Annotated in this window: 20 protein-coding genes, 1 tRNA gene and 1 pseudogene; 12 read left to right on the top strand and 10 right to left on the bottom strand. The window is 53.4% G+C overall.

The annotated features are described in order from the left end of the window. The first annotated feature begins 48 nt into the window (after nt 1-48). A complete protein-coding gene (locus tag HCG48_RS13635) occupies nt 49-195 on the top strand; it encodes a hypothetical protein (RefSeq protein ID WP_168569643.1) in 147 nt (48 codons plus the stop codon). A gap of 61 nt (nt 196-256) precedes the next feature. Here the strand turns inward: HCG48_RS13635 and HCG48_RS13630 are convergent, their stop codons facing one another. The 3 genes from HCG48_RS13630 to psbD form a co-directional block, all read right to left on the bottom strand. Beyond that, the gene (locus HCG48_RS13630) at nt 257-1,903 is read right to left on the bottom strand and encodes an HD domain-containing phosphohydrolase (RefSeq protein WP_246260118.1); all 1,647 of its coding nucleotides are present in this window, start codon (nt 1,901-1,903) and stop codon (nt 257-259) included. Between the two features lie 187 nt (nt 1,904-2,090). Continuing rightward, complete coding sequence (locus HCG48_RS13625) at nt 2,091-2,372, bottom strand: 4a-hydroxytetrahydrobiopterin dehydratase (RefSeq protein ID WP_168569641.1); 282 nt, start codon at nt 2,370-2,372, stop codon at nt 2,091-2,093. A 650-nt stretch (nt 2,373-3,022) separates the two neighbouring features. Continuing rightward, nucleotides 3,023-4,081, bottom strand: coding sequence for a photosystem II reaction center subunit D2 (gene psbD, locus HCG48_RS13620; protein ID WP_168569640.1), 1,059 nt, complete (start codon nt 4,079-4,081; stop codon nt 3,023-3,025). A gap of 421 nt (nt 4,082-4,502) precedes the next feature. Between psbD and HCG48_RS13615 the strand changes: the two genes are divergently transcribed. The 5 genes from HCG48_RS13615 to HCG48_RS13595 all read left to right on the top strand — a co-directional run bounded on the left by HCG48_RS13615 (nt 4,503) and on the right by HCG48_RS13595 (nt 7,631). Continuing rightward, nucleotides 4,503-4,826 carry a UPF0367 protein family gene (locus HCG48_RS13615; protein ID WP_375339311.1) on the top strand — a complete coding sequence of 108 codons (324 nt, stop codon included), beginning with the start codon at nt 4,503-4,505 and terminating at the stop codon, nt 4,824-4,826. Further along, nucleotides 4,823-5,527 (top strand): energy-coupling factor ABC transporter ATP-binding protein, encoded by a 705-nt coding sequence (locus HCG48_RS13610; protein WP_168569639.1) that lies wholly within the window; start codon nt 4,823-4,825, stop codon nt 5,525-5,527. Before HCG48_RS13615 ends, HCG48_RS13610 begins: the two co-directional genes overlap by 4 nt. Nucleotides 5,528-5,629: 102 nt before the next feature. After that, nucleotides 5,630-6,175: an NYN domain-containing protein gene (locus HCG48_RS13605; RefSeq protein ID WP_168569638.1), complete on the top strand. Its 546-nt coding sequence runs from the start codon at nt 5,630-5,632 to the stop codon at nt 6,173-6,175. Nucleotides 6,176-6,276: 101 nt separating this feature from the next. Further along, a tRNA-Asn gene (locus HCG48_RS13600) sits at nt 6,277-6,348 on the top strand. Between the two features lie 80 nt (nt 6,349-6,428). After that, nucleotides 6,429-7,631 carry an aminotransferase class V-fold PLP-dependent enzyme gene (locus HCG48_RS13595; RefSeq protein WP_168569637.1) on the top strand — a complete coding sequence of 401 codons (1,203 nt, stop codon included), beginning with the start codon at nt 6,429-6,431 and terminating at the stop codon, nt 7,629-7,631. Here the strand turns inward: HCG48_RS13595 and HCG48_RS13590 are convergent. The 6 genes from HCG48_RS13590 to fabG form a co-directional block, all read right to left on the bottom strand. After that, nucleotides 7,628-8,779 carry a glycosyltransferase gene (locus tag HCG48_RS13590; RefSeq protein WP_168569636.1) on the bottom strand — a complete coding sequence of 384 codons (1,152 nt, stop codon included), beginning with the start codon at nt 8,777-8,779 and terminating at the stop codon, nt 7,628-7,630. The two genes, HCG48_RS13595 and HCG48_RS13590, sit on opposite strands and share 4 nt — an antisense overlap. A 103-nt stretch (nt 8,780-8,882) precedes the next feature. Beyond that, complete coding sequence (locus tag HCG48_RS13585; protein WP_168569635.1) at nt 8,883-9,731, bottom strand: SPFH domain-containing protein; 849 nt, start codon at nt 9,729-9,731, stop codon at nt 8,883-8,885. A 102-nt stretch (nt 9,732-9,833) separates the two neighbouring features. After that, on the bottom strand, nt 9,834-12,326 hold the full coding sequence (locus HCG48_RS13580; protein ID WP_168569634.1) for a PAS domain-containing sensor histidine kinase: 2,493 nt from the start codon (nt 12,324-12,326) through the stop codon (nt 9,834-9,836). A gap of 847 nt (nt 12,327-13,173) precedes the next feature. Then, the gene (locus tag HCG48_RS13575; protein ID WP_168569633.1) at nt 13,174-14,907 is read right to left on the bottom strand and encodes an alpha/beta hydrolase; all 1,734 of its coding nucleotides are present in this window, start codon (nt 14,905-14,907) and stop codon (nt 13,174-13,176) included. A 138-nt stretch (nt 14,908-15,045) separates the two neighbouring features. Continuing rightward, nucleotides 15,046-17,124 carry a serine/threonine-protein kinase gene (locus HCG48_RS13570; RefSeq protein WP_210437032.1) on the bottom strand — a complete coding sequence of 693 codons (2,079 nt, stop codon included), beginning with the start codon at nt 17,122-17,124 and terminating at the stop codon, nt 15,046-15,048. Between the two features lie 85 nt (nt 17,125-17,209). Beyond that, nucleotides 17,210-17,905 (bottom strand): 3-oxoacyl-ACP reductase FabG, encoded by a 696-nt coding sequence (fabG, locus tag HCG48_RS13565; protein ID WP_168569632.1) that lies wholly within the window; start codon nt 17,903-17,905, stop codon nt 17,210-17,212. 134 nt (nt 17,906-18,039) lie between these two features. Here fabG and HCG48_RS13560 point away from each other — a divergent pair, with 134 nt between their 5' ends. Next, nucleotides 18,040-18,249, top strand: a complete 210-nt coding sequence (locus HCG48_RS13560) for a hypothetical protein (RefSeq protein ID WP_168569631.1) — start codon at nt 18,040-18,042, stop codon at nt 18,247-18,249. Further along, nucleotides 18,246-19,634 carry a GH39 family glycosyl hydrolase gene (locus HCG48_RS13555; RefSeq protein ID WP_168569630.1) on the top strand — a complete coding sequence of 463 codons (1,389 nt, stop codon included), beginning with the start codon at nt 18,246-18,248 and terminating at the stop codon, nt 19,632-19,634. Before HCG48_RS13560 ends, HCG48_RS13555 begins: the two co-directional genes overlap by 4 nt. Nucleotides 19,635-19,743: 109 nt before the next feature. Here HCG48_RS13555 and HCG48_RS26855 read toward each other — a convergent pair. Next, nucleotides 19,744-20,874: pseudogene (locus HCG48_RS26855) on the bottom strand (RNA-guided endonuclease InsQ/TnpB family protein). A 229-nt stretch (nt 20,875-21,103) separates the two neighbouring features. On the opposite strand from HCG48_RS26855, the gene HCG48_RS13545 reads away from it, so the two are divergent. The 4 genes from HCG48_RS13545 (at nt 21,104) to HCG48_RS13530 (ending at nt 25,609) form a co-directional block, all read left to right on the top strand. Next, nucleotides 21,104-22,315 (top strand): glycosyltransferase family 4 protein, encoded by a 1,212-nt coding sequence (locus tag HCG48_RS13545; protein ID WP_168569629.1) that lies wholly within the window; start codon nt 21,104-21,106, stop codon nt 22,313-22,315. A 210-nt stretch (nt 22,316-22,525) separates the two neighbouring features. Beyond that, nucleotides 22,526-23,593, top strand: coding sequence for an NAD-dependent epimerase/dehydratase family protein (locus tag HCG48_RS13540; protein ID WP_168569628.1), 1,068 nt, complete (start codon nt 22,526-22,528; stop codon nt 23,591-23,593). A gap of 159 nt (nt 23,594-23,752) precedes the next feature. After that, the gene (locus HCG48_RS13535) at nt 23,753-24,559 is read left to right on the top strand and encodes a WecB/TagA/CpsF family glycosyltransferase (protein ID WP_168569627.1); all 807 of its coding nucleotides are present in this window, start codon (nt 23,753-23,755) and stop codon (nt 24,557-24,559) included. 9 nt (nt 24,560-24,568) lie between these two features. Further along, the gene (locus HCG48_RS13530) at nt 24,569-25,609 is read left to right on the top strand and encodes an aromatic ring-hydroxylating dioxygenase subunit alpha (protein ID WP_210437031.1); all 1,041 of its coding nucleotides are present in this window, start codon (nt 24,569-24,571) and stop codon (nt 25,607-25,609) included. The last annotated feature ends 48 nt before the right edge of the window (nt 25,610-25,657 follow it).

The raw sequence follows: 25,657 nt of genomic DNA, 5'->3' as shown, positions 1-25,657 counted from the left end.
TCCATTTCTGTTATAGATTAACAGATTTATCTGAGTTGCAACCGTAAAATGAAAGGTTGCTTCAATCTCAAGCCTTTGTCCGAGGCCATTTCAGCTTCCTGGCGCCGATGGAAAGACGCCGGAGCGATCGCCGAGCCACATCCCGCCGATGGGAAGGCGCATCGACCCGCTCCCCCTCTGGCCAAAATTGACTGAATCAAAGGGTTGCAGGTTCCGCATGGGGAGTTTACCGATCGCCGAACGGTCGAATCGAGGTTCAGGCCGTTTCGAGTTCGACTTCCAAACTGTGTCCCAAAACGGAAAACACTTGACGATGCTCGAACAAATCTAATAAATCGGCATTAATTTTGTTGCGGTCGGCTTCCTGACGCAGGATTCTCAAGGCTGCCTCTACGGGTAAACCGCGCTTGTAGGGGCGATCGCCCGCCGTCAGCGCGTCGTAAATATCGGCAACGGTCATAATCTGCGCTTGAATGGGAATGGCCTCTTCTTTTAAGCCTCTGGGATAACCCGACCCGTCGAGTTTTTCGTGATGGCCGTAGGCGATGGTCGGTACGTCTTTGAGATCTTTCGTCCAAGGAATTCGCTTGAGGAATTCGTAGGTATGGGTGACGTGATACTCGATCGCCAATCGCTCCTCGGGAGTTAAATTTCCTTTGTGAACCATCAGTTGCGCCATTTCTTCCTTGGAGATGAGCGGTTTTAATTGACCGTCAATATCTCGGTAGGTGAATTGGGCTAACTCTTGAAGACGAGCTAAAGGCTCTTCTGCTAAAATACGGGGTTCGTTCGCCTCTAACAGGACATCCCAGTAGCGATCGAGTTGGTCGATATCTCGGGCCAATTGGGCATCGAGGACTTGTAACTCTTGACAGTGCGGGCAAACCGTTTCGGGATGCTCGTGGATGTGGCTCGGATGTTCGATTAAATAACGGTACTTGGCTTGAGCGCATTCCATTTCCAGGGTGCGCCGGGCCAAGCCAAAACGATGGCGAATGACATCGATCTGGCCTTGATATAATTTCTTCTGTTTGACTAGGATCGCTTCCGGAACACCTACTTTGCCAAAATCGTGGAGTAAGGCGGCGTAACGGATTTCTTGGATTTGGCGATCGCTGAAGCACACCTCTCGGAGTGGGCCGTTGGTGACGCTGTTGGCTTGTTCGCTCAAGCGCACGGTCAGCTCGGCAACGCGCTCGGAATGGCCTCGGGTACAAGGATCCCGGGCTTCGATCACTTGCACGGAGGCTTTGACGAAGCCTTCAAATAGATTTTCGATGCTTTCTTGCAGTTGATTGCGCTCGATCGAAATTGCCGCTTGACTGGCGAGCGATCGCACGATCCGCTCTTCCCATTCGGAATAGGCTTGAGTGACCTCCAGCACGTTCTGCGGATTGACGGTCAAGCTCGGATCGAGTTTGCGATTGATCAGTTGGACGACGCCAATGGTTTCCCCCTGGCGGTTTTGCATGGGCAGCACCAGCACCGAACGGGTATGATAGCCGATGTCGCGATCGAGGGTGCGATCGAGCTGGTAGGGTACCGCTTCCGGCAAGTGGTAGGCATCGGGTAAATTCAAGCTTTCCCCGGTGAGCGCGACGTATCCCGTGAGGCTTTGGCGGGTGAGGGGAAGGGCAAATTCTCGGAAGGAAACGTTCGGTCTCGATTCGTTCTGGGCGACTTTAAATAAGAGTTTGGGCATGTCATCAGAGCGATCGATCAAGTAAACGCTCCCCGCATCGCTGCACGTCAGCTCTCGGCTTTTCGTCAAGATCAACGTCAGCAGCTCTCCCAAGTCGTAGGTACTTGAAAGCGCCGCACCGATATCCAAAAGCTGCTCGACGAGTTCGGCGCGGGTATTGGCTTCCAATTCGAGATCTTCTGGATGGTTAAGGGCCCGGATTGGGGGATGGTTCACTCTCTGATGGCTATTCACAGCTAGACCTCAATCATTGTACACCCGCCAGATTGGCCAAAACGCCCGGTCGAGTCGAGCTCGCCGTTCGGAGTCGAACTACAGACGTCCGGGGGCTCGGGCTTGAGAGGCTGGCTGGGTGAGAATGCCGTGCGATCGCCCACCAAAGGGCTGCTCAGGAGATTTTTGAAATGACCTTAGCCATTTCAAAATCATTTGCGGTCAACCCTCCGGCATCGTGGGTGGTCAGACTAATCTTGACTCGGTTGTAAGAAATGGCCAGGTCGGGATGGTGTCCCGCTCGTTCTGCCGGATCGACCAAGCGATTGACGAAGGCAATCGCCTCGATAAAATCTTTAAAGGTTCGTTCGCACTGTAGGGTTTTCCCTTCGACGGTCCAGCCGGAGAGTTCGCTTAAAGCGCTTTGGATTTGTTCGGAGTTGAGTAACTCGGCCATCTGTATTGAATTGCTGAATCTACACTCGACTAGCCACGGGGATCGGTGGAACCGATGGCGTGGCGCGATCTCGAAATCAGTTGAGGAGGCGGCTCGAATGGTCTGCCTTACGGTAGGGATCGGACCTAACCTCAATCTTTTTCACGAGTTGGGCGCTGGGCTAATTATAACAATCACCAACGAGGCGATCGCATCAGAATCGCTCCACTCGTGACAATTATCCCTCCAAAAAGACTATCCGCTCCCATCGGGGGCGATCCAGGGCGAACCTGGGACACCAATGATGGGAGCGGTGTAGCGGGTCTTCAGTTTGAAGTCTGACTGCCGGGAGGAACCCCCAGCGAGTCTGAAAGATCGAAGTCGATCGCGCGATCGATTCAAAAATTCAGACGGGCAGTTAGAGAACGGCCCCGGCGCACAGCCGACCGAGTTCAAACTGATGACCCAAGCGTTTACTACTATCTTGCATGGGCATCACCTCCTTTAACCCTGAACGGTGCGTGTTTCCAGAATGTTGGGGTTAGCATAACACACAAGTTCAAAAAATGCCGCGCGATCGCCGCATTTTCTCTCCGATTCCCGAAAAAATACCCCCCGCCTTCGTCGGGCAGGGGGTTGATTTGACGAGAAATATTAACGAAATTTCCCGATTACAGAGCGTTACCGCGAGGCAGAACTTCTTCGGGGAACTCGAAATTCTGATGCGGTTGGTCTTGAGGAGCCATCCAAGAACGGATCCCCTCGTTCAACAAAATGTTCTTGGTGTAGAAGGTTTCAAATTCGGGGTCTTCCGCCGCGCGCAACTCCTGAGAAACGAAGTCGTAAGCGCGCAGGTTCAGGGCCAAGCCGACAATGCCAATCGAAGACATCCACAGGCCCGTGACCGGGACGAACAGCATGAAGAAGTGCAACCAACGTTTGTTGGAGAAGGCAATCCCGAAGATTTGAGACCAGAAACGGTTGGCGGTCACCATCGAGTAGGTTTCTTCCGCTTGGGTCGGCTCGAAAGCGCGGAAGGTGTTGGCTTTGTCGCCGTCTTCAAACAAGGTGTTTTCCACGGTTGCACCGTGAATGGCACACAGGAGCGCCCCACCGAGAACCCCGGCCACTCCCATCATGTGGAAGGGATTGAGGGTCCAGTTGTGGAACCCTTGCAGGAACAGCAGGAAGCGGAAGATCGCCGCCACGCCGAAGCTGGGGGCGAAGAACCAACCGGACTGTCCCAAGGGGTACATCAAGAAGACGCTGACGAACACGGCAATCGGGCCGGTGAAGGCCAAGCCGTTGTAAGGACGAACGCCGACGAGACGGGCGATTTCGAGCTGACGCAGGCAGAAGCCGATCAGGCCGAAAGCGCCGTGGAGGGCGGTAAACGTCCACAAGCCGCCGAGTTGACACCAGCGAGTGAAGTCTCCTTGAGCTTCCGGACCCCAGAGGAACAGCAGGGAGTGACCCAAGCTGTTGGGAGGGGTGGAAACGGCCACGGTGAGGAAGTTGCAGCCTTCCAGGTAGGAGGAGGCCAGTCCGTGGGTGTACCAGGAGGTGACGAAGGTGGTTCCGGTGAGCCAAGCTCCCAGGGCCAGGTAGGCGCAGGGGAACAGCAGCAGGCCGGACCAGCCGATGAAGACGAAGCGATCGCGTTTCAGCCAGTCGTCGAGGACGTCAAACCATCCTCGCTCTGTCTGTGCGCGTCCGACTGCAATGGTCATAACGCAATTCTCCAAATAGATATAAGGACGTGGGCTTTCATTTACGTAACTCCGGCTCGCCGTTGACTTGCCCACAGCAGAAAACGAGCCATACCAGAAAACGAGTTGACTGGGTAGAGGAGTTTACGTTTCTTTACTATGTTTCTCATTATAGGGGAACGGTCCTCATTTTTTAAACCCCCCCCTGGCAAGTCAGGTATTTTATATTTTGACGCGATTTGCCCGATCGCGTGGGGGAGCCGATAAATTTTTTAACGGATGTTTTCCCGGGGGAAGCGCTACGGACTCGGGGACGAAGGCGATCGCTTCGAGGGGTATAGAGACAGGAATCGAGGGATTTTATACTGAAAAAGACGACATGGTTTTAGGGTGACGGGCGATCGCCTCCCGGCGGCGATCGCCCTCGGGATTGCCCCCACGGGTGAATGCTAAGATTTTGGCAAGAGTGAAAACCGATCGTTTTATTAAGATTACGCCGATGTACACGATTGACTTGACCGTGAAAAACAGCCCCTTGCCCTTGTCGGTACAACGCAAGAGCGAAGAAGAAGCCCGCGAAGTTTACGATCGCGTCCTCAATGCCATCCGTAGCGGCAGCAGCGAACTTCTCGAACTGACCTGCGACAAAATTCCCGGCAAACGAGTCGCCGTCCTCGCCAGTGAAATTGCTGCGGTGCAAATGGCTGAAAAAACCGGAACCTCGACCACGGGGAAAGCGCCCGGATTTGCCGCGCTGACCTCATGATCTGCGAAAACCTCGATCTCAAGAAGGTTCCGGCGATTCGAGTGGCCGACCTCTGCTTCCAGTGGCCGAGTGGGGCGGAGGTTTTGCGCTCTTGTTCGTTGGAGGTTCCCAAAGGCGAGTTTTGGATGCTCTTAGGCACCAACGGCAGTGGTAAATCGACCTTATTGCGGCTGTTGGCGAATTTACTGACCCCGGCGAGTGGCGACGTCGAGATCGCCGGGTCGGTCGGCTTCGTGTTCCAAAATCCGGATCACCAGCTCGTGATGCCCACTGTAGGGGCAGATGTGGCGTTTGGCTTGGTGCGCGAGAGGCTGTCCTTCGTCCAGATCCGCGATCGCGTGCGCGAGGCCCTGGCGGCGGTCAACCTGCTCGAATTGGAACGACGCCCGATTTACGCCCTCAGTGGCGGGCAAAAACAACGGATTGCCATTGCCGGGGCGATCGCGGGACATTGCGAAGTGCTGTTATGCGACGAACCCACGGCCCTGCTCGATCCCGACAGCCAACTCGATCTCGTCGCCCAAGTCCGCCATTTGGTCAAGACCCGGGGGATGACGGCGTTATGGGTCACCCACCGCTTAGACGAGCTGGACTACTGCGACGGCGCATTTCTCCTCGAAGGAGGAAAAGTAGTGGCCCAGGGCGATCCGGAAACCCTCAAAAAACGATCGACGGATTGCGAAAAAAACTCGCAATCCTAGCAGCGAGGGGCGATCGCCCGCCGCCCCCTTTTCAATTTGATAAAAGCTTAAAAAAACCTAGTGTAAACTATAAAAATCTTAAAGAATTTTAAATGAAAAATCATGCTGCGCTCCTCACGGCGAGCTGTCTTGCTCGTAGATGGTTACAACATCATCGGGATTTGGCCTTCGCTCAAACAGACTCGCGATCGCGAAGGCTTAGAAGCCTCTAGAGAAGAACTGATCGAAGCCCTGGTCAACTACGGGGCTTACGAAGGACTCGATACTCGGATCGTCTTCGATTCCCAGTATCGCGATGCCCGGTGCGATCGCCAGATCGTCACCCAAAACCTCTCGGTCTATTACACCGACTTCAATCAAACTGCCGATTCCTTCATCGAAAGAACCTGCGCCGTACTCAAACGGGAAGTTCACACCCGTTCCCAGCGCCTGATCGTCGCCACCTCAGACCGCGCCTTGCAACTGACCGCCGTCGGTTACGGCGCCGAATGGATGTCAGCCCATCAGTTATCTAGAGCCGTCGAAGCGACGACCTCCAAGCGAAGACGCAAATACCAGCCGCGCAAACAACCGTCGAGCCGCTTTCTCATTTCCGGACTCGATGCCGAATCTCAACGGCGTCTGAGCCAATTAAGAATGGGTCTTTAGCCCATCAACACGCCGGGGAAAAATTTTTTTAAAAAAACCCTTGCCATCTTAGGGTGTTTGTGGTTATTATTACTAAGGTCGCGAAAGCGACGAGAGCGCATTCCTCGGTAGCTCAGTGGTAGAGCGGTCGGCTGTTAACCGATTGGTCGTAGGTTCGAATCCTACCCGGGGAGTTCTAAAAATGGGGTTTTAGATGTAAGGATCGAAGGTTGAAAAATCAACTCAAATCCGCACTCTAGAACCCCATTTTTTTATGTCCGATCCTGCTTCAATTTACGACCCTTCCGCGATCGCGTTCGATCGCCATTGGGGATTAGATCCCAAGGTCACCTTTCTCAACCACGGCTCCTTTGGCGCTTGTCCGTTGGCTGTATTAGCGGCGCAACAGGACTTTCAACGGCAGATGGAACGGCAACCGATGCACTTTTTTACCGAAGCCTTCGAGCCGCTTTTAGATGCTGCGGAAAAACATTTAGGGCAATTTGTCGGGGCCGACCCTCAAGATCTGGCGTTCGTTCCCAATGCGACTGCCGGGGTCAATACGGTTTTGCGATCGCTCTGTTTTGAACCGGGGGATGAATTACTCACCACCACCCACGAATATAACGCCAGTCGCAACGCCTTAGAATTTGCGGCGCAACGGGCGAAGGCGCGGGTCGTCGTCGCCGAGATTCCCTTTCCCATCGCCAGTACCGATGAGATTATAGATGCGGTGATGGCGCGGGTGTCGCCCAAAACGAAATTGGTGTTACTCGATCGCGTCACCAGTGTCACCGCCTTAGTGTTTCCCGTTCCTTCATTAGTCCGAGAACTGAACGAACGCGGGATCGACACCTTGGTAGATGGCGCCCAAGGTCCCGGGGCCGTCGCCGACTCCTTAAGCGAGATGGGGGTGGCGTACTATACCGGAAATTGCCATAAATGGCTGTGCGCGCCCAAAGGATCGGCGTTTCTCTACGTCAGACGCGACAAACAGGCGCAAATTCGACCTCTGAGTATCAGTCACGGCGCCAATTCAACGCGACGCGATCGCACTCGCTTTCAACTGGAATTTGAGTGGACCGGAACCGACGATCCGAGTGCGTATTTGAGCGTTCCCGTGGCGATTGACTTCATCGGTTCCCTGCTTCCCGGCGGTTGGGACGCCGTGATGGAGAGAAACCGCGCTTTAGTGTTAGAAGCGCGTCAAATAGTGGTCGAGGCGTTAGAGGTTGCCCTCCCCTGTCCCGACGAACTCATCGCCTCGATGGCGTCGATTCCTTTACCGGAAAGGGTTAGGGCCGATCGCGCCTCCAGTTTGGAACGGCAATTGCGCGATCGCTACCAGATTCAAACGAAAATTATGCCCGCGATCGATCGTCCGGGCTGCGTGCTGCGACTGTCGGCGCAACTTTATAATTCGATCGAACAATATCGCCAACTGGCGCAAGCTTTGAGGGAATTGTTGGCAGTTTAAAGAGGATGAGTTCGCACTTCGTCCAAAACACTCTCGTACATCGCCTCTAACACCCGAGTTTGGGTGGCGCGATCGAAATTGGCGCAGACGTGCTGGCGCCCCTTGGTGCTGAAACGCTGCCACAGATCCGGGTCTCGTAACAGGCGCAACGCATAAGCGGCGAGGGCGTCTGGATCGCGTTCCGCCGCGAGTAACCCGGTTTCGTTGTCGATGACCGCTTCGGGAATTCCGGCGTGAAGGGTGGCGATGACGGGCAATCCCATTGCTTGCGCTTCTAAAACGACGTTGGGCAACCCTTCGGAATCCCCTTCCGAGGCGGTGATGCTGGGGGTGGCGAGGAGGCGCGATCGATTCATCCAGTCTTTGACGACCGAGTGGGATTGAACCCCGAGAAAGCGGTATTTTTTGAGGGATTGACGGGCTTGGGTTTCTAAGGTGGCGCGTAACGGACCGTCGCCGATGAGGACGAGTTCGACCTCGGGAATGTCTTGTTGGACTTTTGCCATCGCTTGGATGAGATCGTCGCATCCTTTTTTTTCCGTGAGGCGACCGACGAACAAGACGACGGGTTCGCGAGGGAGATCTGGGTCGGGGTTAAATAGGGCGGTATCGACGCCGTGATAGTGGGCGACAATTTTTTCCGGGGGGAATCCCTGTTCGATCAGTTTTTCTTTAATAAATTTGGAAACGGTGAGAAATAATTGGGTTTCCTGTTGGAGGCGATCGCGCCGCCGGAAATAAATCCAGTGATTGAGGGAGGAATAGCGGGCAATTTCTTCTTTTATCGTGGCGTCGGCGCCTCTGAAATGGACGATTAAGGGAATTTTGAGCGATCGCGCCAACGGCAAGGCTAAAGCGCCGCTCAGGCCAAATTGAGCGTGGATTAACGCCGGGGAAAGCTGCTGTAAGTGTTGCTGGAGGGGGCGATCGAATCCCGACAGTTTAAACCAGGCTTCGCGCAAATTCCCCAGGGTTCCCCCGCGATTGACCACCCAAGTTCGTTCCGGGGGTAAATCCAGACCGGGAACCCGCCGGGAACCGACATAATGGGCTTGAAAACGTGCCAACATCTCCCCTTGGGCGAGGATAAACGTTTGGGACGGAGGGAGTAACAGGCTACTAAAAACGACGACAGCAGGATCGGACATCACCAAGTTACCGATTGAATTGACAGCATTATCGATAAGGGTTTGCACTCAAACTAGCCCATCTGAAGCATTTCTAGCTTGATTGAATGCTCGATCTTTATCCCTACGGCTGACTCTGACCGGAGTTTCCCCCATTCGGCGAATTACCATTAGATGAATTGTTCGACGGGGAATGAGGAGGCATTTGAATTAATTCCGCCAATGCCTGAGAGAGGGCTTTCGGATCCATAAAAATTACTTTAGAATTGGGACTTTTTCCGAGATGTTCGTTCGCGTCTACATAGCGTTTGGCAATTAAATATTTAAGAATTTCTTCGCTGCCGAGTTTGGTATCGAGGGTTTGGAGAATGTGAGCCATTGCTTCGGCGGTGGCTTCAGCTTCTAAAATAGCCGCACGCTTTTTAATTTCTGCTGCTTGTTCTTGTTCCATCGACTCTAACACGGTGGCTGGCGGGTCGAGGTCTTGGACTTCAATTCGGAGAACTTTTAACCCCCACGATGCAGTTTCTTTGTCTAAATTTGTCAAAACCGATTTGTTAATTTGATCGGTAGAATAAAAGGTTTCTTGCAATTTCATTTGGCCGATGGTCGATCGCAACGTCGTCAAGGTTAAATTTTTAATAGCTAAATCGACGTTGTTAATTTCGTAATAGGCTTTACGCAAATCTACGATTTTCCAATAAACGACGGCATCGACTTTAATGGCGACATTATCTTTGGTAATTGCATTTTGGGGAGGAACGTCTAAGACTTGTTCCCGTACCGTATCTTCGAGGACGATGGTTTCTAAGTACGGCCAGACAAAGTTAACCCCCGGGCCTAATTTGCGGTTGAATTTCCCCAACCGTTCGACGAGGGCTTCGTTCCCTTCGTTGACGACTTTAAAACCGCTTGCGGTATAACCAAAAGCGGCAAAGATAATCGGGACTAAAAAACCTAGAACTGTATCCATGTTGTCATTTTAAAGGATTCCTACGCCGATCGCCCCTCCGGTCGTCGAGCGATCGCCCATGAAAGCGGTAGGAATCGCCAATTTCCCAGTTCCAGTGGCACTTTAGCCGTGTAGGGAAACGGGAATTTCCAGACAAAACTGGGTTCCGAGACCCATCGTAGACTCACAACTCAAGGTTCCTCGATGTTTTTCGACAATAATCTGATGGGAAATAGACAGACCTAACCCCGTTCCTTTGCCGACGGGCTTGGTGGTGAAAAAGGGTTTAAATAGGTGGGTTCTGACCCTTTCAGGGATTCCCGGACCGTTATCGATAATGCAAATCCGAACGCGATCGCGATCGCCGTCCCCTGTAGCCTCAATCGATTCCGTGCGAATAAAAATAGCACTCGGTCGGTCTTGGAGTGCTTCTGGCGTTAGGGATTCTTGATGTTCTTCCAAGGCATCGATCGCGTTAGCAATTAAATTCATAAACACCTGATTCATCTGTCCCGGATAACAAGTTACCAGAGGTAAATCGCCAAATTCTTTAACGATTTGAATGCCGGGATAATTTGGACGCGGTTTGATGCGATTGTGCAGAATTAATAGGGTACTCTCGATTCCTTCGTGCAGATTCACGGGTTTGAGTTCGGCTTCGTCTACGCGGGAGAAGTTACGCAAACTCTTGACGATTTCGCGAATCCGATTGACCCCCATTTGCATCGAAGCGAGTAGTTTAGGCAGGTCTTCGTTGAGAAAATCGAGATCGATCGCCTCGATTTTCTCCTGAATGTGAGAACCCGCCTCGGGGTAGTCCCGGCGGTACAGTTCGACCAAGGCGAGCAAATCCCGAGTGTACTCGCTGACGTGACTCAAATTGCCGTGGATGAAGTTGACCGGATTGTTGACTTCGTGGGCCAATCCCGCGACCAGCAAGCCGAGGGTGGACATTTTTTCGGTTTGGACGAGCTGGGTTTGGGCTTGTTGCAACTCTTGCAGGGCCGCTTCTAAATCCCGGACTTTCTCTTGATAGCGATCGTGTGAGAGCTTAAGTGCGGCCTCGGCTTGTTTGTGCCGGGTGATATCGCGGCTGATGCCGATCGCCCCGAGGAGGGCGCCGTTGTCGTCGAAAAAGGGGGTTTCGATGGTTTCGAGTTGAATCTCGCGTCCGCCGCGATCGCGGATCTGGTGTTCGTAACGTCGCGGTTGCAAGGTCTCGAAAATTTCGCCGATGTTGGGGCGATCTTCCCCGAACAAGTCCCCCGCCGATCGACCCACGATCTTGCTCTCCGGAAGGTTGACGGCTTCGGAAAAAGCTCGATTGCAACCGAAATATTTTCGATCGCGGTCGAGATAAAAGATGCGATCGCCGATCGAATCGATCGAACAGCGCAAGAGGGCCCGTTCTTTCGCTAACTCCGACTCGGCGAGTTTGCGTTCGGTCACATCTTGCCACGATCCGACAATTTCCACCGGATATCCCGCACTGTTGCGAATCAGTTGCATGGAATCGAGCATCCAGCGATAGCTACCGTCTTGATGACGCCATCGATATTCGTGGGTGTGCTGTCCTTCCTGAAACAGTTGGGTCAATCCGGCGAAGAAACATCCCAGATCTTCGGGATGGATGCGATCGGCCCAAAAGCGGGAATCTCGTAAAAATTCTCCCGCTTCGTAACCGAGTAAGGTTTTAATATTCTCGCTGATGAAGGTGACGGCGTAATCTCCAGAGGCTTTCCAACTGTAGAGAACGACGGGACTGTGTGCGAGGAGGTGATTGAGTCGTTTTTGACTGGCGATCGATTCTTCTCTGGCGCTGACCAAATCGCCAATATCGCGGGAAATGGAGAGAATTTCCACAATTTCACCGCTATAGGAGTCGCGGATCGCGTAGCTGGTACTCTCGAACCAACGATCGCGACCCCGGCGATCGCGGATGCGATAGTTGACGGTGTAGGTATCGGGAATTTCGCCGTTTGACCTTCGCGATCGTTGCATCTGCGCGCGATCTTCGGGATGCAAGAAATCATCCGGTTTTTTGCCGATCCATTCCTCCGGTTCGTACCCGAGTAGGGGGGTCAGTGCGGCGGAAACGTCTAGATAGCGCCCGTCTGGTGCATGTCTGGAAATTAAATCGGTGGTATGTTCGGCGAGCCACCTGTAACGCTCTTGACTGGCGTGTAAGGCGTCGTAAACTTCCCTAAATTCGCCAATTTCTCGGGCGCTGGCGTAGGCGAGGCCCTCTTCGGGAAAGCCGGAAGCGGTCCAGGACAACCATTTATAAGAACCGTCGGCGCAACGATAGCGGTTTTCAAAGGAGATCGCCTCGGCGCCGTGGAGTAGTTGGCGCGCTTTGTCTACGGTATGTTGGCGATCGTCGGGATGGACTCGTTCGAGATAAGGTTCGGCGAGTAATTGTTCTGGGGTCCATCCTAATATTTTTTCCCAGGAAGGGTTGAGTAATTTAAAATAGCCGTCAAAGCCAGCGACACACAAGAGGTCGGGAGAATGCTGGAAAAATCGATCGTGTTGTCTGGCGATCCAGTGGCGATCGCGGAAGTTAATCACTTTTTGGGTAGGGTTGGTGTGTTTTCGATTTTCTGGAATAAACATTGATGGAAACCTCCTCTGGTTTTTCGAGTTTGCTCGCGGCAAGGCGATCGCCGGATCTTATCATCCGTTGTAATCTGCACTCGAACGGCAAGTTAGTTATCTTTTATAATGTTTTAATCTATTTCATTCGAGTTTTTGTCATTCATTCTTTAAAATCATCTTCAATCATTTAGATCGCCATCAAAGGAAAAACTACTTGATTGATAGAAGGTCAATTATTGTTGAGAATTAAAATCCTGTTTTTGCGATCGATGTTACAGATTTATTTGCGGCGATCGCCCCCTTCCTTGTGAGTAAATTTAGGGGCGATCGGTTCCCTGCCGAGGTTAAAATCCCGATCGATCTTCCGATCCCATTGTTCTAAAGCCTCGATGCAGATGGATCGTTTGGAAGGACACGGCAGTGCCGCATCCCTACCCTCGATCTCTCTCATTTTTTTTGAAAAATGGTATTATAAAATTCACTGAGAATTTACGGAGAACGAGTATGTCCTGTAAATTTTAGGGTCTCAATCTACTCATTGAAGCGGTCATTCTTGTAGAAACACCGCATCCACTAAGCCAAAAGTTTGCCTGGGAATACTGCACGGCTTAACCCACCATAGGCGAGAACGGCGATCGAACAATATTTTTCAGTCAAAATACTTTTTTCGAGAGATTAAAAACATCCGATTTTAATCTCTCGAACGAGGGGGAAAGATTGTTCTTTTATTTTTCCGACGATCGCGTTATTGATGACAATAGGAACCGTAATTTTTAGCAGGCATTTGCTAATAGGTACCACGTTCAAAATCAAAATTCTGCTTTTTTCAGGAATAATTAAGGTTTCCCGATCGTGGCGATCGCCGTCAGTCCCGGCGGGTAATTTCGGCGCGGGTCGATTCCAACCAACGCGCGAGGCGTTTGGGAATTTCCCGATTCAAGCGCAGGGGAACGGTTGGAGTCGATAGAGATTGAGCGTAAGCCCCAGTCAGGAAGGGGCGGTAAGCGATCGCCTCGGGGGTGAATTGGGCCACGAACGCCAGGGACGCGCCGCGCAGCAGCTGGCGATAATTCTCACTTTCCAGAGAATCGCGAACGCGATAATTCTCACTTTCCGGGTCTAAAACATCGGGATTGTCCGGATCGGTAGCACTGAAGTGAGACGCCCCGATCGCCGTTATCAGATATTTCGGTTCCGGTAGGTCGAGAAATGGTCGCAATTGGTGGGTCACTGCCGGAGCCCAGCCGTCCTCGGTCGCCGCGACGATCGCCACCGGGGTATCGAGGCGGTCGAGTCCTTTGTCGCCGAAGAGTTCGCCGACGACGGGATTGAGAGCGATCGCGCCTTGAATGCGGCGATCGCGCAGGTTTTTGCGGTTGCCCGATAACTGGGTCGCCGTACATTGCAACAGGTCTGCGGGAGCTTTGCCGAGCCATTGGCGATAGCTTCGCGACGCCTCCGGCGTATCGCCGCAGACCTCGCGCAAGTCGTCGAGACGGAGTTCGGCTCCCGCCAGGGCTAACACTGTATAACCGCCGAGAGAATGACCGATCGCCACCACGTTATCCGTATCGAGAGGAACCCGAAGATCGCCGTCGCCGCTTGCGAGTCGGTCGAGGACGAAGCGGATATCTTGGGGGCGATCGAGGAATTCCGACGGGGGCATCAGTTGGCCCAGATCCAAACTCACCGGGCGGTCCGACAAGCTGGCGCGGTTGCTGCGCGGGTGTTCGACGGCGACGACCGGGAAGCCGTGGGAGGCGAGATGGCGGGCGAGATAGGTTAAAAAGCTGCGATCGCCCCCCAAACCGGGAGACATGACCACGAGGGGCGATTTGGGATCGTCCGGGATGTAGAGATCGACGGGAATATCGCGATCGCGCTGGCGGTCGGCGAGGGTCAACGTGGTCTCGCGGACGGGATACGAACCGGGTAAAGCGGGATCGAATGGGGCGGTAAACGGGCCGTCGGTTTCGGTTTCGAGGTCGCTTTCCAAGCGCGATCGCAAGATTTGGGCTTCGAGATAGGGAAGGTTGAGGCGGGATGCGGCGGCGATCGCTGCGGTGGCGTCGAGGGTGATGGTCTCGCCGGGTAAGGCTTTGAGGATGCCGATCAAACTCAGTCCTTCCGCCTGACGGATGGCGAGTTTGATGGCGGCTTTGACCTGTTCGACGGTGCTATCGGGAATCATCAGTAACACCATCTGGATCCAACGCTGTCCGGCGCTCGATTCGAGCAGGAGGTCGATCGCGTCGTCGGCGATCTCCGGGTCGATGTCCACGCGCTGCAGCAGGAGTTCGCGAATTTCGGGAATCAGGAACGGTTCGATGAGTTCGAGGTCTCCGGAGGCTTTCCCGGTGCGGGCAAATCGTTCCAAATCGTCGATTTCGAGGGTGGTTTCTAACGGGCCGAAGCGAATCCGCAAGCGTTCGGCGGCGATCGCCATCCCGTGACCGAAACTGGCGATCGCGATCGTCAAGGCGAGCAGGGGTGCGAGTTGCCGTTGCCACCGCTTCCTCGGGCGCGACTGCGTGTTAGTCAGAGGCTTGATGGGGCTGAAATTGAGCCCGTGAAAGGATAAATGTTTAGGGAGCTTCATATAAGTTATCTATAAAATATACCCTCTCTCGGTTCGGGGGGAGGGGCGGTCGTCGAGGGTCTCTATTCTTTGACCGAGGCGGGCGGCGTCAAGTTTCCGCGATCGCGATCGATGGGCGTTGAATGGGGGAAAGTCCAGTCACTCGACGTTGAGGGAAGAGACATTATCGGCGGCGAGGTTGAGCCGATAGTAGACCGGGACTTGCGCATCGGAGACGACGACGAATTCGTAATAGCCCGATTCCGGGAGTTGTCCGCTCCAGGTGCTGTCCGGCGAATCTTCCAGTAGGGGCGATCGCGCCCCCGTGGGGGTGTAGATCGAGAATAAAGTGGCGCTGTTGGCTTGTAAGGTGAGGCGCATGATTTGACCCCGACGCATGGAGGCGATGTAGATGCGACCTTCTCCCGGTTGGAGGGTACCTTCGACTTCGGTGCGGAAGGCGCCGGGATCGAAGCGCAGGGTGCTTAACCGTTGTCCGGATTCGAGGGTAGCGACCAGGTCGGCGGCGATCGCGTGCCAGACCTGACCGAGGGGACGCTCGATGAAGTCGCGATCGCGCTGGGATGGAAAGTCGTGAAAGAACTGGGCGTCGGCGAGGTCGAATAAGGCGCGACTGCTGACGTGGAGGCGGTTGACCGCCGCTTTCCAGCGCGTGCGATCGCTGGCGCCGTAGTTGCCGAGTTGTTGGCGGGCGCTTTCGCTCAACGTGGCGAGGAAATCGAGCAGGTCGTCAGCAATGGCATCCCAGCGCTCGCGCCAGGGGCGATCGACTTCTTCGTAAGAGAGGGTGCGACCTTCTTGTTCCGGGTATTGTTCGTAAAAAACCTCGTTGACGAGATCCACGTAGAAATTGTAGTCGATCGCCAATTGTTGCCGACGCTGGCGGAGGGCTTCTTTGCGGGCTAATTCTTCCGGAGAATAGCGCGAAGAGACCACGGGTTCCGAGGGGATCGGCTCGAATAACTCCGGTTGTTCCCGTAACGCCCGGTTGGCGCGCCATTGCACCCAACGGTTGCCGCCCCACCAACCGCCCATTCCGGCGAGGGCGACTAAGGCGATCGCCACGGCGGTGGTCGCCCAGGGCGCTCGTCCTGGCAAGGGTATGGCGACGTCCGGATCCGTGGTTTCCAGGGGTTGGGGTTCCGACGAAACCACCGCCGGGGATCGGAGTTCGTTCCCGGGGATTTCTGGCGGTAACGCCGTCGGTAAATCGGTCGGCCCGATCGCCTTGGGCGGCAAAGGCGCCCCGTTCCTCTGGGGCGAGAGTTGGGCAAGGGCTTGCAGGACTTCCCGGGCGCTTTGGTAGCGTTCGCCTTTGCGTTGGGCGACCATTTTGTTTAAAACGCCTTCGAGAACGGGATTGAGCTTGAGTTCTTCCTGCCAGTTCCAACTTAAGGTTTGGGTGAGGAAAAGCTGTTGGGGTTCTTTTCCGGTGAGCAAGACCAACACCGTGACCCCCAAGGCATATAAATCGCTATGAGGGTAGACAATGCCCAATTGCATTTGTTCTTCCGGCGCGTAACCGACCTTTCCCAGGCGCGTCGCCACGGGAACGGGGGTTCCCGGACCGGAGGGGGAAATGATTTGAGATTCTACCGTCGCCGCCACCTGCTTGACCCCGCCAAAGTCGATTAAGACGGGTAACCAATCGGATTCGCGGCGGATCATGTTGTCCGGGGAAATATCGCGGTGAATGACTCCTCGGGAATGGATGTATTGTAAAACCGGGAGGATGTCGAAGAGCAGTTCGACGATTTCTCCCTCACTAAAGCGTTGACCTTGGCGTTTGCGATCGGTTAATAAGGCCCGGTAGGTCTGACCGTCTACGTAGTCTTGGACTAAAAATAGGCGGGTGCGATCGCCGATCTGAGTGCGACACAATTCGCGAAATTTGGGGATTTGCGGGTGTTGCAATTTGTACAGCACTCCCGCCTCGCGCTCGAACAGCTCCTCAGCTTTTTGGAGGGCGTAAGTGCCTTGAACTTTCGGCGCAAATTCTTTGACGGTGCAGCGTTCGTCAAAACGGTTGATATCTTTAGCGAGATACGTTCGACCGAACCCTCCGTGACCGAGTTCGCGCTCGATCCGGTAGCGATCGCCCAAGATCGTTCCCGGATAAATGCCCCCGGTCGGCGAAGGCAATGCCTCGCCACAATAATGGCAAAACCGACTGTTGGGCGGATTGTCGTGTCCTTGAGAACAATAAAGGGGCTTCATCGCGCTGGGACTCTCCCGCAACGTTGACTACTGGTCTAGCAAATCCATGTTCGATTGTACAAACTCTGCGGGTTGCTTGCATCGCCTAAATGCTGCCGTAGACGGGGATCGCCGCCCCGCGCAAATCGCCTGCCGCTTCAGAGGCTAAAAAGGCGATCGTTTGTGCGAGAGACTCGGGTTTGACCCAGTTTCGTGCATTTTCCGCCCCCATTGCCTCCCGATTGGCGGGGGTATCGATAACGCTCGGTAAAACGCAATTGGCGGTGATGTTCGTGTCTTTAGTTTCTTCGGCAATGCTCTGGGTTAGGGCCACTACTGCCGCTTTCGAGGCGCAGTACGCCGCTAACTGGGCGCCCGGTCGGACGGCTCCGCGAGAACCGACGGTGACGATCCGACCGTAACCCGTTTGTAGCATGGTGGCGAGGGCGTGTTTGCACACGAGAAAGGTGGTGTGCAGATTCAAGTCGAAGTCGGCTTTCCAGGCATCAAAAGCATATTCGTGGGTTTTCCCCATCGAAAAACCGCCGACGAGATGGATCGCCGCGTCCACCCGTCCCATGTCGTTGACGAGTTGGGCGACGGTGGCTTCGTCGGTGAGATCCGCTCGGATAAATCGAATTTTGGTAAATTCGGCGGCGGGAAGGATGCGTTTGAGGCGATCGACCTCGGCGGGTTGACGATAGGGTAGGGTGAGTTTGGCGCCTCGGGCGAGGAGTTCTGGGGTGACGCCGAGTCCGAGTCCGCCCGTTCCGCCCGTGAGTAAGACCTGTTGGTTGTGCATGGGTTAAGGGTTGTTCTACGCGGGATCGATGGCAACTGCACTGCGTCGAGTTGGAGGTTGAAGGACGCGATCGCAGGTTTATTCGCAGGTTTATTTACAGTTTTATTGACCGTTTTATTTGTCGATAGAGACTTTTGCTTTCTTTCAGTTTGACAGGTGGAGTGGCGATCGCTCAAATGGGCTGTTATCCGCCCACGTCGGTTCTCCCCGCACGAATTTGGGGGACGATCCGAGGTCACCCTGAGAAGGATCTAGAAATTTGGGGCACTCTAGAAGCAATGGCGATCGCTCGGACTCTCGTTCCCGCCTGCCACCGTTCGACCGAAACCCCCGATTTTCGATGAATTTCAAACTTAGCAAATCCCTTTCTCAATGGCTGCAAAGCTGGCGATCGCGCTCTCGACGCACGATCCCTACTTTTATCGGTTTGCTGGCAACGACCTTGTTGCTATTACTGGTCACTCAAGGCTTCTGGAAGAGTGATGGCAGTGTCAATCGGGGCGATCGCCCCCTCAATCCCACCATCGAACGGACTGTGTTCGGCAAGCACATTCACCACCTCATTAAAACCACTCGTCGGACGCCCGAACCCACCCCATGGCCCTACGTTCCCTTCGGAAGCTGGCGACTTTGGGATGCTTATGTCGCCTGGCCCAACTTGGAACCGCAACAAGACCAATGGAACTTTGAACTGTTAGATTCCTACGTCGAAATTGCCCGGGAAAAAAACGTCGAACTGCTGTTGGTACTCAGTCTGTCCCCTCGTTGGGCCTCGGCGCGCCCCGACGAACCCTCCGGTTACGGCCCGGGAAATGCGGCAGAACCCGCCAATATCGAAGACTGGCGGGACTTCGTGCGTACCGTCGCCACCCGCTATCGGGGAAAAATTCACTATTACGAATTGTGGAACGAACCGAACGGTTACAAGCGGTTTTACACCGGAAGTTTAGACAAAATGCTAGAACTGTCCCGAGAAGCGTACCAAATTCTCAAAGCCGTGGATCCGTCGGTGACCGTGGTTTCCCCCGCCGCCACTGGGGATAGCGGCAGCAGTCCGGGAGTGCAATGGCTGGCGGATTATCTGGCGGCGGGGGGAGGCGCTTATGCCGATGTTATCGGCTACCACTTCTACGTGATGCCGGGTTCTCCAGAAAATATGCTCGATCTGATTGGCAAGGTGCGAGGGGTGATGAAAGAATATGGCGTTGCCGATAAACCTTTGTGGAATACGGAGGCGGGATGGTTGGGAGACCGACCGTTTGAAGATTCGCAAAAAAGTGCGGCTTACGTGGCGCGATCGTATATCCTCAACTGGAAAGCAGGAGTCCGTCGGCTCTATTGGTACGATTGGGATTACAATCCCATTGTCAGCTTGCGGATGTTGGAAGAAGACAATCGAACGATGACCGCAGCCGGGTTCGCTTACGGGGAAATCCAAAGGTGGTTAGTCGGGTCGCGGATGAAGCGTTGCGAGGCGGACTGGCAATCGACCTGGACTTGCGAACTGGAACGGGAGGGAGGCGATCGCGCCTGGATCCTCTGGAACCCCGAAGGTACGAGAACGGTTGACATTCCTCAACAGTGGTCGGTTCGTCAAGTCCGCGATTTGCAAGGGAAAAGCCGTCCCGTCACCGAGAACTCCCTCGAAATTAGTTTTTCACCGTTGTTATTAGAACGATCGCCCCTCACGAGTGCCATCGACACTGAAGCGAACGAAGATGACTTATAAATGCCAGATTCTTCGTTGAAAATTTCCGCTCTCTAAAACTTACTCAAACTTAATCATTTGATGTTTAGTTCCTAGCTTGGATCTTCCGAGACCTTTCCATCACGCTTGCTTACACGGCTGAGCTCTCCGCGTTTTCCAAATTAATTGCCGCATTTAAGTCACGATCTATGGAGGCGTGACAGTTCGGACAATCATACTGTCTTCGGTCCAGGGGCATTTTCTGTCGGTGTCCGCAGTTGGAACAGATCTGCGAACTGGGATACCACGGGTCAATCAATGTTAATTTGCTCCCGTACCACTCGCATTTATATTCAAGTTGACGACGGAATTGATCAAACCCACCATCCGCGATCGCACCAGCCAGCTTGTGATTTTTGAGCATTCCTGACACATTTAAGTCTTCAATTTCCCCTTTTCACTTTCCCCTTTTCACTTTCCCCTTTTCACTTTTCACTTCGCCGTGGTTTTTGGCTAAGTAAGTTGTTAACTTGTGTAAATAGTCCGCTCTAATATCGGCGATACGTCGGTGAGCCTTAGCTAACTTGAGTTTAGTTTTTTCTCGGTTTTTACCTCCTTTTTGACGGCGGCTTAGTTCTTTCTGGAGTTTGGCCAGTTTTTTCTGAGCCTGACGATAAGCTTTCGGATTGGGATAGATTTTACCATCGCTCAGGGTGGCCTTTTGATTCCTACATCTACCCCAATCCGCTCTCTATCCCCCCTTCGCCCCCCTTTCAAAGGGGGGTTGGGGGGATGGTTCAAAATCAATTTTGAAGGCAATATACCAGTCCCCTACTCGTTTACCGATCGTGACGTTTTTAGGATGGACTGGCGGTAACTGTTCGTGGCTTTTTATCCAACCGAGCCGAGGTAGCTTCACCCAATCACCGGAAATTTTAATGCTTCCTTCCAGGTAAAAACTCTCTTTGACCTTCTTTTTCTTAAACTTGGGGAAACCTGTTCCTTTGACTTGCCCAACTCGCTTAAACGCTTTATTGAGGTGACGCAACGCTTCTTGAGGGCTACATTTGGAAACCTCATAGTACCAAGGATTCTGGCTTTTTACCTCGGCGACTAATCTTTTGTGTAAGTCTATAGCACTCGGGAGTTTACCTCCGGTTTCTGATATTTCCTTACAGGTAGCCAGTCCCCAATTCCAAGCGTGTCGAGCGACTCCTGCGTGTTTCGCCATCAGCGTTCGTTGTCGGTTATTTAAGTCTAGTTTGGTCTTAAAGCCTTTCACTGACTTTTTTTAACTCCTCAACCCTCTTTTTGTTCGGCTAAGTTCAGCTACCATAAAGACTAGTAGAAAACAATGGAGATGATGAAATCCGCGATTTTTGCGGCTTCAGTCCTTCTAAACTTACTCAGATTTTTATTTTAGTATAAAAAGTGAGTAAGTTTAAGAAACTTTAGGTATAAATTTTAACTCTGTTGTTAACCCTTGACCTGAAAGAGATCGAGCATCGAGCATGAATGACCTTTCTTTAAATCTTCTGTACACGATCGCCGCCTATCCTCCTTCGATTGGAGGGGCGCAGTTACACACCCATCAAGTAGCATCGCTGTTAGCGCGAGACCATCGGGTGCGCGTGGGGACGCACTGGTGTGAAAATCGTACCGATTGGTTGTTGGGAACGACGTTAAACGCGCCGAAGGATTCCCAGCAGTACGAACTAGATGGGGTGGAAGTTTTCCAGATTAATATTCCCGAAAAACAGCGCTTGCCGCTCATTCCTTATGTCTTGGGTTACTACGGGATTAAAACGCGGGCGATCGAAAAAATTTCTAATACTTTAGTGCCGCAAATTGAAGAACTGGCTCGCGATCGCGACCTCATTCACAACATTAGAATGGGTCGTGAAAATCTCAGTTATGCCTCGCTCAAAGTCGCCCGTAAATTAGATTTACCCTTTATTTTTACCCCATTGCATCACCCGCGCTGGGTGGGCTGGAATTACAAACAATATATTAATTTATACCGCCAAGCCGATCGCGTCATCGCTTTGACCCCAACGGAAAAACAAACGTTAATCGAATTAGGAGTGAAAGCGGAGCGCATTGTCATCACTGGAATCGGGCCGTTGGTGGCCGATCGCGCCGACCCGGCAAGCTTCCGCGAAAAATATCGCCTGTCCGATCGGCCCACCGTCTTATTTATCGGTCAAAAATACAAATATAAAGGCATTAGAACCTTACTCGAAGCCGGACAGCGTTTACTCAAAAAAATTCCCGAACTTCGCTTAGTGTTTATCGGACCGCGCACGCCATTTTCTAAAAAGTTATTCGCCACCATTGACGATCCGAGATTCATCGAAATCGGTCGCGTCAGCTTGCAAGAAAAAACCGACGCCCTCGCCGCCTGCGATCTGTTATGCGTCCCGTCCCTTCAGGAAAGTTTCGGCGGGGTTTATACCGAAGCGTGGATGATGAAAAAACCCGCAATTGGTGGAGATATTCCCCCGATTCGGGACACGATCGACGAGGGAATCGACGGTTTTGTAGTGGGAGCGGATCCCGAGCTGCTGGCGGAAAAGATCCTGGAGTTATTAACGAATCCCTCGTTGCGAGCGGCAATGGGAGAAGCGGGATATCGCAAAGTTTTAGAAAAGTTTACGTGGGAGAAGTTATCCGAAAAGTTAATGTTAACCTATCGAGAGTTATTACATGGCTCTGGAGCCTGAAACCTTCGGATATAGGGTGCGCGTTCGGGAGTTGTGGGGGGCGATCGCGCTGCGATCGCTCGAAATCCCCTGAAACTCCCTCAAATCTTCCGAAATTCTACGCCTGTAGGCAGCTAAACCCTTCTCGTATAATCGGGAGAGGCCAATGATTCCGGCTTCGTGCTGGGGGCGTATCGTGCAAATCGAAACAACAGGAAACAGGAGAAATCAATGTCTGTAGTCGTCGTCACCGGGTCTGGGGGACTGATCGGTTCGGAAGCGGCCCTATTTTACGGGAAAGAAGGCTATAAAGTTGTCGGGATCGACAACGACATGCGTCAATACTTTTTCGGTAAAGAGTCGTCTACCCGGTGGAACCGAGAACGGATCGAACAAGTTCTCGGGGACAAATACGAGCATCACGAAGCGGATATCCGCAATTGGGAGCAGATTTCGCCCATTTTCGAGAAATACAAGTCGGACATCGCCTTAGTCGTCCATACGGCGGCGCAACCGTCCCACGATTGGGCGGCGAAAGAACCGTTTACGGATTTTTCGATTAATGCGAATGGGACGTTGGTGATGCTCGAAGCCACGCGTCAGCATTGTCCCGAGACGGTATTCGTGCATCTGTCCACCAATAAAGTTTACGGCGATCGCCCCAACACGTTGCCGTTGGTGGAACTGGAAAAACGCTGGGAACTCGATGCGTCCCATCCGTACCAAAATGGCATTCCCGAAGAGATGAGCCTCGATAACAGTATGCACTCGCTGTTCGGCGCGTCGAAAGCGGCGGCGGACTTGTTGGTGCAGGAATACGGGCGCTATTTCAACATCAAAACGGCAGCGTTTCGCGGCGGCGTCTTGAGTGGCCCGCAACATTCCGGGGCCCAACTGCACGGTTTTCCGTCGTATTTGATGCGTTGCGCGATGACGGGAACCCATTACACGGTGATCGGTTACAAAGGGAAACAGGTGCGCGACGTGATCCACTGTAATGACGTGATTCGGGCGATCGATGCCTTTTTCAAAAAGCCCCGGGTCGCGCAAGCGTACAATCTCGGCGGCGGTCGCGAAAGCAATACCTCGGTTCTCGAAGGGATCGCCATGTGCGAGGAAATCACCGGGAAAAAGATGGACACCAGTTACACCGAGACCAACCGCATGGGGGATCACATCTGGTACATCAGCGATTTGAGCAAGTTTAAATCTCATTACCCGGATTGGAAGCTGACCTATCCGAGTGTCCGCGATATTTTCCAAGAGATTTACGATTTCAACAAAACGCGCTGGACCTAGGCCCGATCGATCGCCGTCCGAGGGATTGACTCGAATTGGGGCTAACAGCATCCACGCGATCGCGATTACCTGTACGATCGCCCTATCTCATCGAGCCGTTAGCGCGCGTCTAATGGCTCGTTTCCATCAGACAACCATCATTGCAAAGAGGTGTTTGGCGTGATTAATCGAGGAAAATACCCGGTGTTAGGGGTGCAAATCTCCGCCATTGATTATGAATACGCCGTCGATGCGATCGTGCGGGCCGCGAAATCGCGATCGCCCCTGGCAGTATCGGCCCTAGCCGTTCACGGCGTCATGACCGGATTTTACGATTCGGTTCACCGCCGCCGCCTCAACGGTCTGGATCTGGTCACTCCGGACGGCCAACCCGTGCGCTGGGCGTTAAATTGGATTCACGGGGTCAAACTGCCCGATCGCGTTTACGGTCCGACCATGACCCTCAAAGTACTCACCGCCGCCGCCAGCGAAGGGGTTCCAGTCTATTTTTACGGCAGCAAACAGGAAACCCTCGACCAGTTACTCGACAATCTCAAACGAAAATTCCCCAATCTCAAAGTCGTCGGCGCCGAACCCTCAAAATTCCGCCGCCTCAACCCGGAAGAAAAACAAGAAGTCATCCAACGCATCAAAGACAGTGGCGCCGCGATCGCCTTTGTCGGCTTGGGTTGCCCCCGTCAGGAGGTCTGGGCTTACGAGTATCGCGACGAACTCAGTATGCCCTTACTCGCCGTCGGCGCCGCCTTTGACTTTCATGCCGGAGTGCTGCCCCAAGCCCCTTCCTGGATGCAAAATCTCGGCCTCGAATGGCTGTTTCGCCTCATTCAAGAACCGGGTCGCTTGTGGAAGCGCTACTTATTCTTAAATCCGGTTTATCTGACGTTCGTGTTTTTAGAAATGCTCTCGGTGTCCAAACGCGCCGTCTTGATGCCCGACGGGAAAGAACCGGAGGAATCTTACGGCTAAACCCGTCCCGTGGAAGTTCGACCGACGCCGACCGCCATGCTCGAAAATTACTGGTATATCGCCTGTCGCGCCCGGGAATTGGCCGATCGCCCGGTCCCGTTCGCCCTGTTCGATCGCCCCTTCGTCTTGTTCCGCGATCGTCACGGACGACCGGGCGCCCTCGAAGATCGCTGCGCCCACCGCAACGCCCCGTTATCGGCGGGCAAGAACTGCGGCGGACTGCTGGAATGTCCCTATCACGGCTGGCGCTACCACACCGACGGTCGCGCCGTAGACATTCCCGCCTTACCCGAAAATACGGCGATTTCCGAGCAGTTGCGCGTCAAAGCTTATCCCTGTGTCGAACAAGACGGCTATGTTTGGGTCTGCGTGGGCGATCGCCCGACCCGCGATCGCCCCTCGTCCTTTCCCCATTTGGGCGATCGCGGCTGGACTACCTTTCACCTGAAAACCCGCTTTCGCGCCCCCGTCGCAAGCTGTTTGGAAAACTTTCTCGACTGTCCCCACGCGACTTTCGTCCATCGCTTCTGGTTTCGCGCCCCCACCGCCAAACCCGTGCGGGCGATCGTCCGTAGCCTCGAAGACGGCGCCGTTGCCGAATATTTCGAGGAACCCCGCGAGAACAGTTTGGTCTGGTCCTTACTCTCTCAAAAACGTGCTCGACTGCAACATACCGATCGCTTTATCGCCCCCGCCACCAGTCGCGTAGACTATATTTTTTCCGATCGCCGCCACTATATCATCACCTCTTCTTGCACCCCACTGAGCGATCGCGAAACCGAAGTTTATACCGTCATCACCTTTCGTTTTGGGGCGATCGGTTGGCTCATTCGCCTCTTTTTTGAACCGATGTCACGCTGGATTATCTATCAGGATGTCAAAATTTTAAACCAACAACAACAGAATATCGATCGCTTCGGTAAAACTGCTTATAAATTAATTCCTCCCGATTTACTCGCCCCTTATATTTGGAAATGGCGACAGGCGATCGCAACCCAAACCCCACCCCCATCCCCCGGACAAGAACATCACGTCGAAATGCGCCTTTAAGAGCTAAAATTTAGCTCCAACTCAACCCGGTTAACCTACCCTAAAAAC

This window comes from Oxynema aestuarii AP17 (genome assembly GCF_012295525.1).
Classification (GTDB): domain Bacteria; phylum Cyanobacteriota; class Cyanobacteriia; order Cyanobacteriales; family Laspinemataceae; genus Oxynema; species Oxynema aestuarii.
Note: the sequence above shows the minus strand (reverse complement) of the source record. Positions and strands in the feature narration are given on the sequence as shown.

Excerpts from the sequence above, each read along its gene's own strand:
- HCG48_RS13635 (WP_168569643.1), top strand. The coding sequence starts at position 49 with ATGAAAGGTTGCTTCAATCTCAAGCCTTTGTCCGAGGCCATTTCAGCT.
- HCG48_RS13625 (WP_168569641.1), bottom strand. The coding sequence starts at position 2,372 with ATGGCCGAGTTACTCAACTCCGAACAAATCCAAAGCGCTTTAAGCGAA.
- psbD (WP_168569640.1), bottom strand. The coding sequence starts at position 4,081 with ATGACCATTGCAGTCGGACGCGCACAGACAGAGCGAGGATGGTTTGAC.
- HCG48_RS13610 (WP_168569639.1), top strand. The coding sequence starts at position 4,823 with ATGATCTGCGAAAACCTCGATCTCAAGAAGGTTCCGGCGATTCGAGTG.
- HCG48_RS13605 (WP_168569638.1), top strand. The coding sequence starts at position 5,630 with ATGCTGCGCTCCTCACGGCGAGCTGTCTTGCTCGTAGATGGTTACAAC.
- HCG48_RS13595 (WP_168569637.1), top strand. The coding sequence starts at position 6,429 with ATGTCCGATCCTGCTTCAATTTACGACCCTTCCGCGATCGCGTTCGAT.
- HCG48_RS13590 (WP_168569636.1), bottom strand. The coding sequence starts at position 8,779 with ATGTCCGATCCTGCTGTCGTCGTTTTTAGTAGCCTGTTACTCCCTCCG.
- HCG48_RS13585 (WP_168569635.1), bottom strand. The coding sequence starts at position 9,731 with ATGGATACAGTTCTAGGTTTTTTAGTCCCGATTATCTTTGCCGCTTTT.
- HCG48_RS13580 (WP_168569634.1), bottom strand. The coding sequence starts at position 12,326 with ATGTTTATTCCAGAAAATCGAAAACACACCAACCCTACCCAAAAAGTG.
- HCG48_RS13575 (WP_168569633.1), bottom strand. The coding sequence starts at position 14,907 with ATGAAGCTCCCTAAACATTTATCCTTTCACGGGCTCAATTTCAGCCCC.
- HCG48_RS13570 (WP_210437032.1), bottom strand. The coding sequence starts at position 17,124 with ATGAAGCCCCTTTATTGTTCTCAAGGACACGACAATCCGCCCAACAGT.
- fabG (WP_168569632.1), bottom strand. The coding sequence starts at position 17,905 with ATGCACAACCAACAGGTCTTACTCACGGGCGGAACGGGCGGACTCGGA.
- HCG48_RS13555 (WP_168569630.1), top strand. The coding sequence starts at position 18,246 with ATGAATTTCAAACTTAGCAAATCCCTTTCTCAATGGCTGCAAAGCTGG.
- HCG48_RS13545 (WP_168569629.1), top strand. The coding sequence starts at position 21,104 with ATGAATGACCTTTCTTTAAATCTTCTGTACACGATCGCCGCCTATCCT.
- HCG48_RS13540 (WP_168569628.1), top strand. The coding sequence starts at position 22,526 with ATGTCTGTAGTCGTCGTCACCGGGTCTGGGGGACTGATCGGTTCGGAA.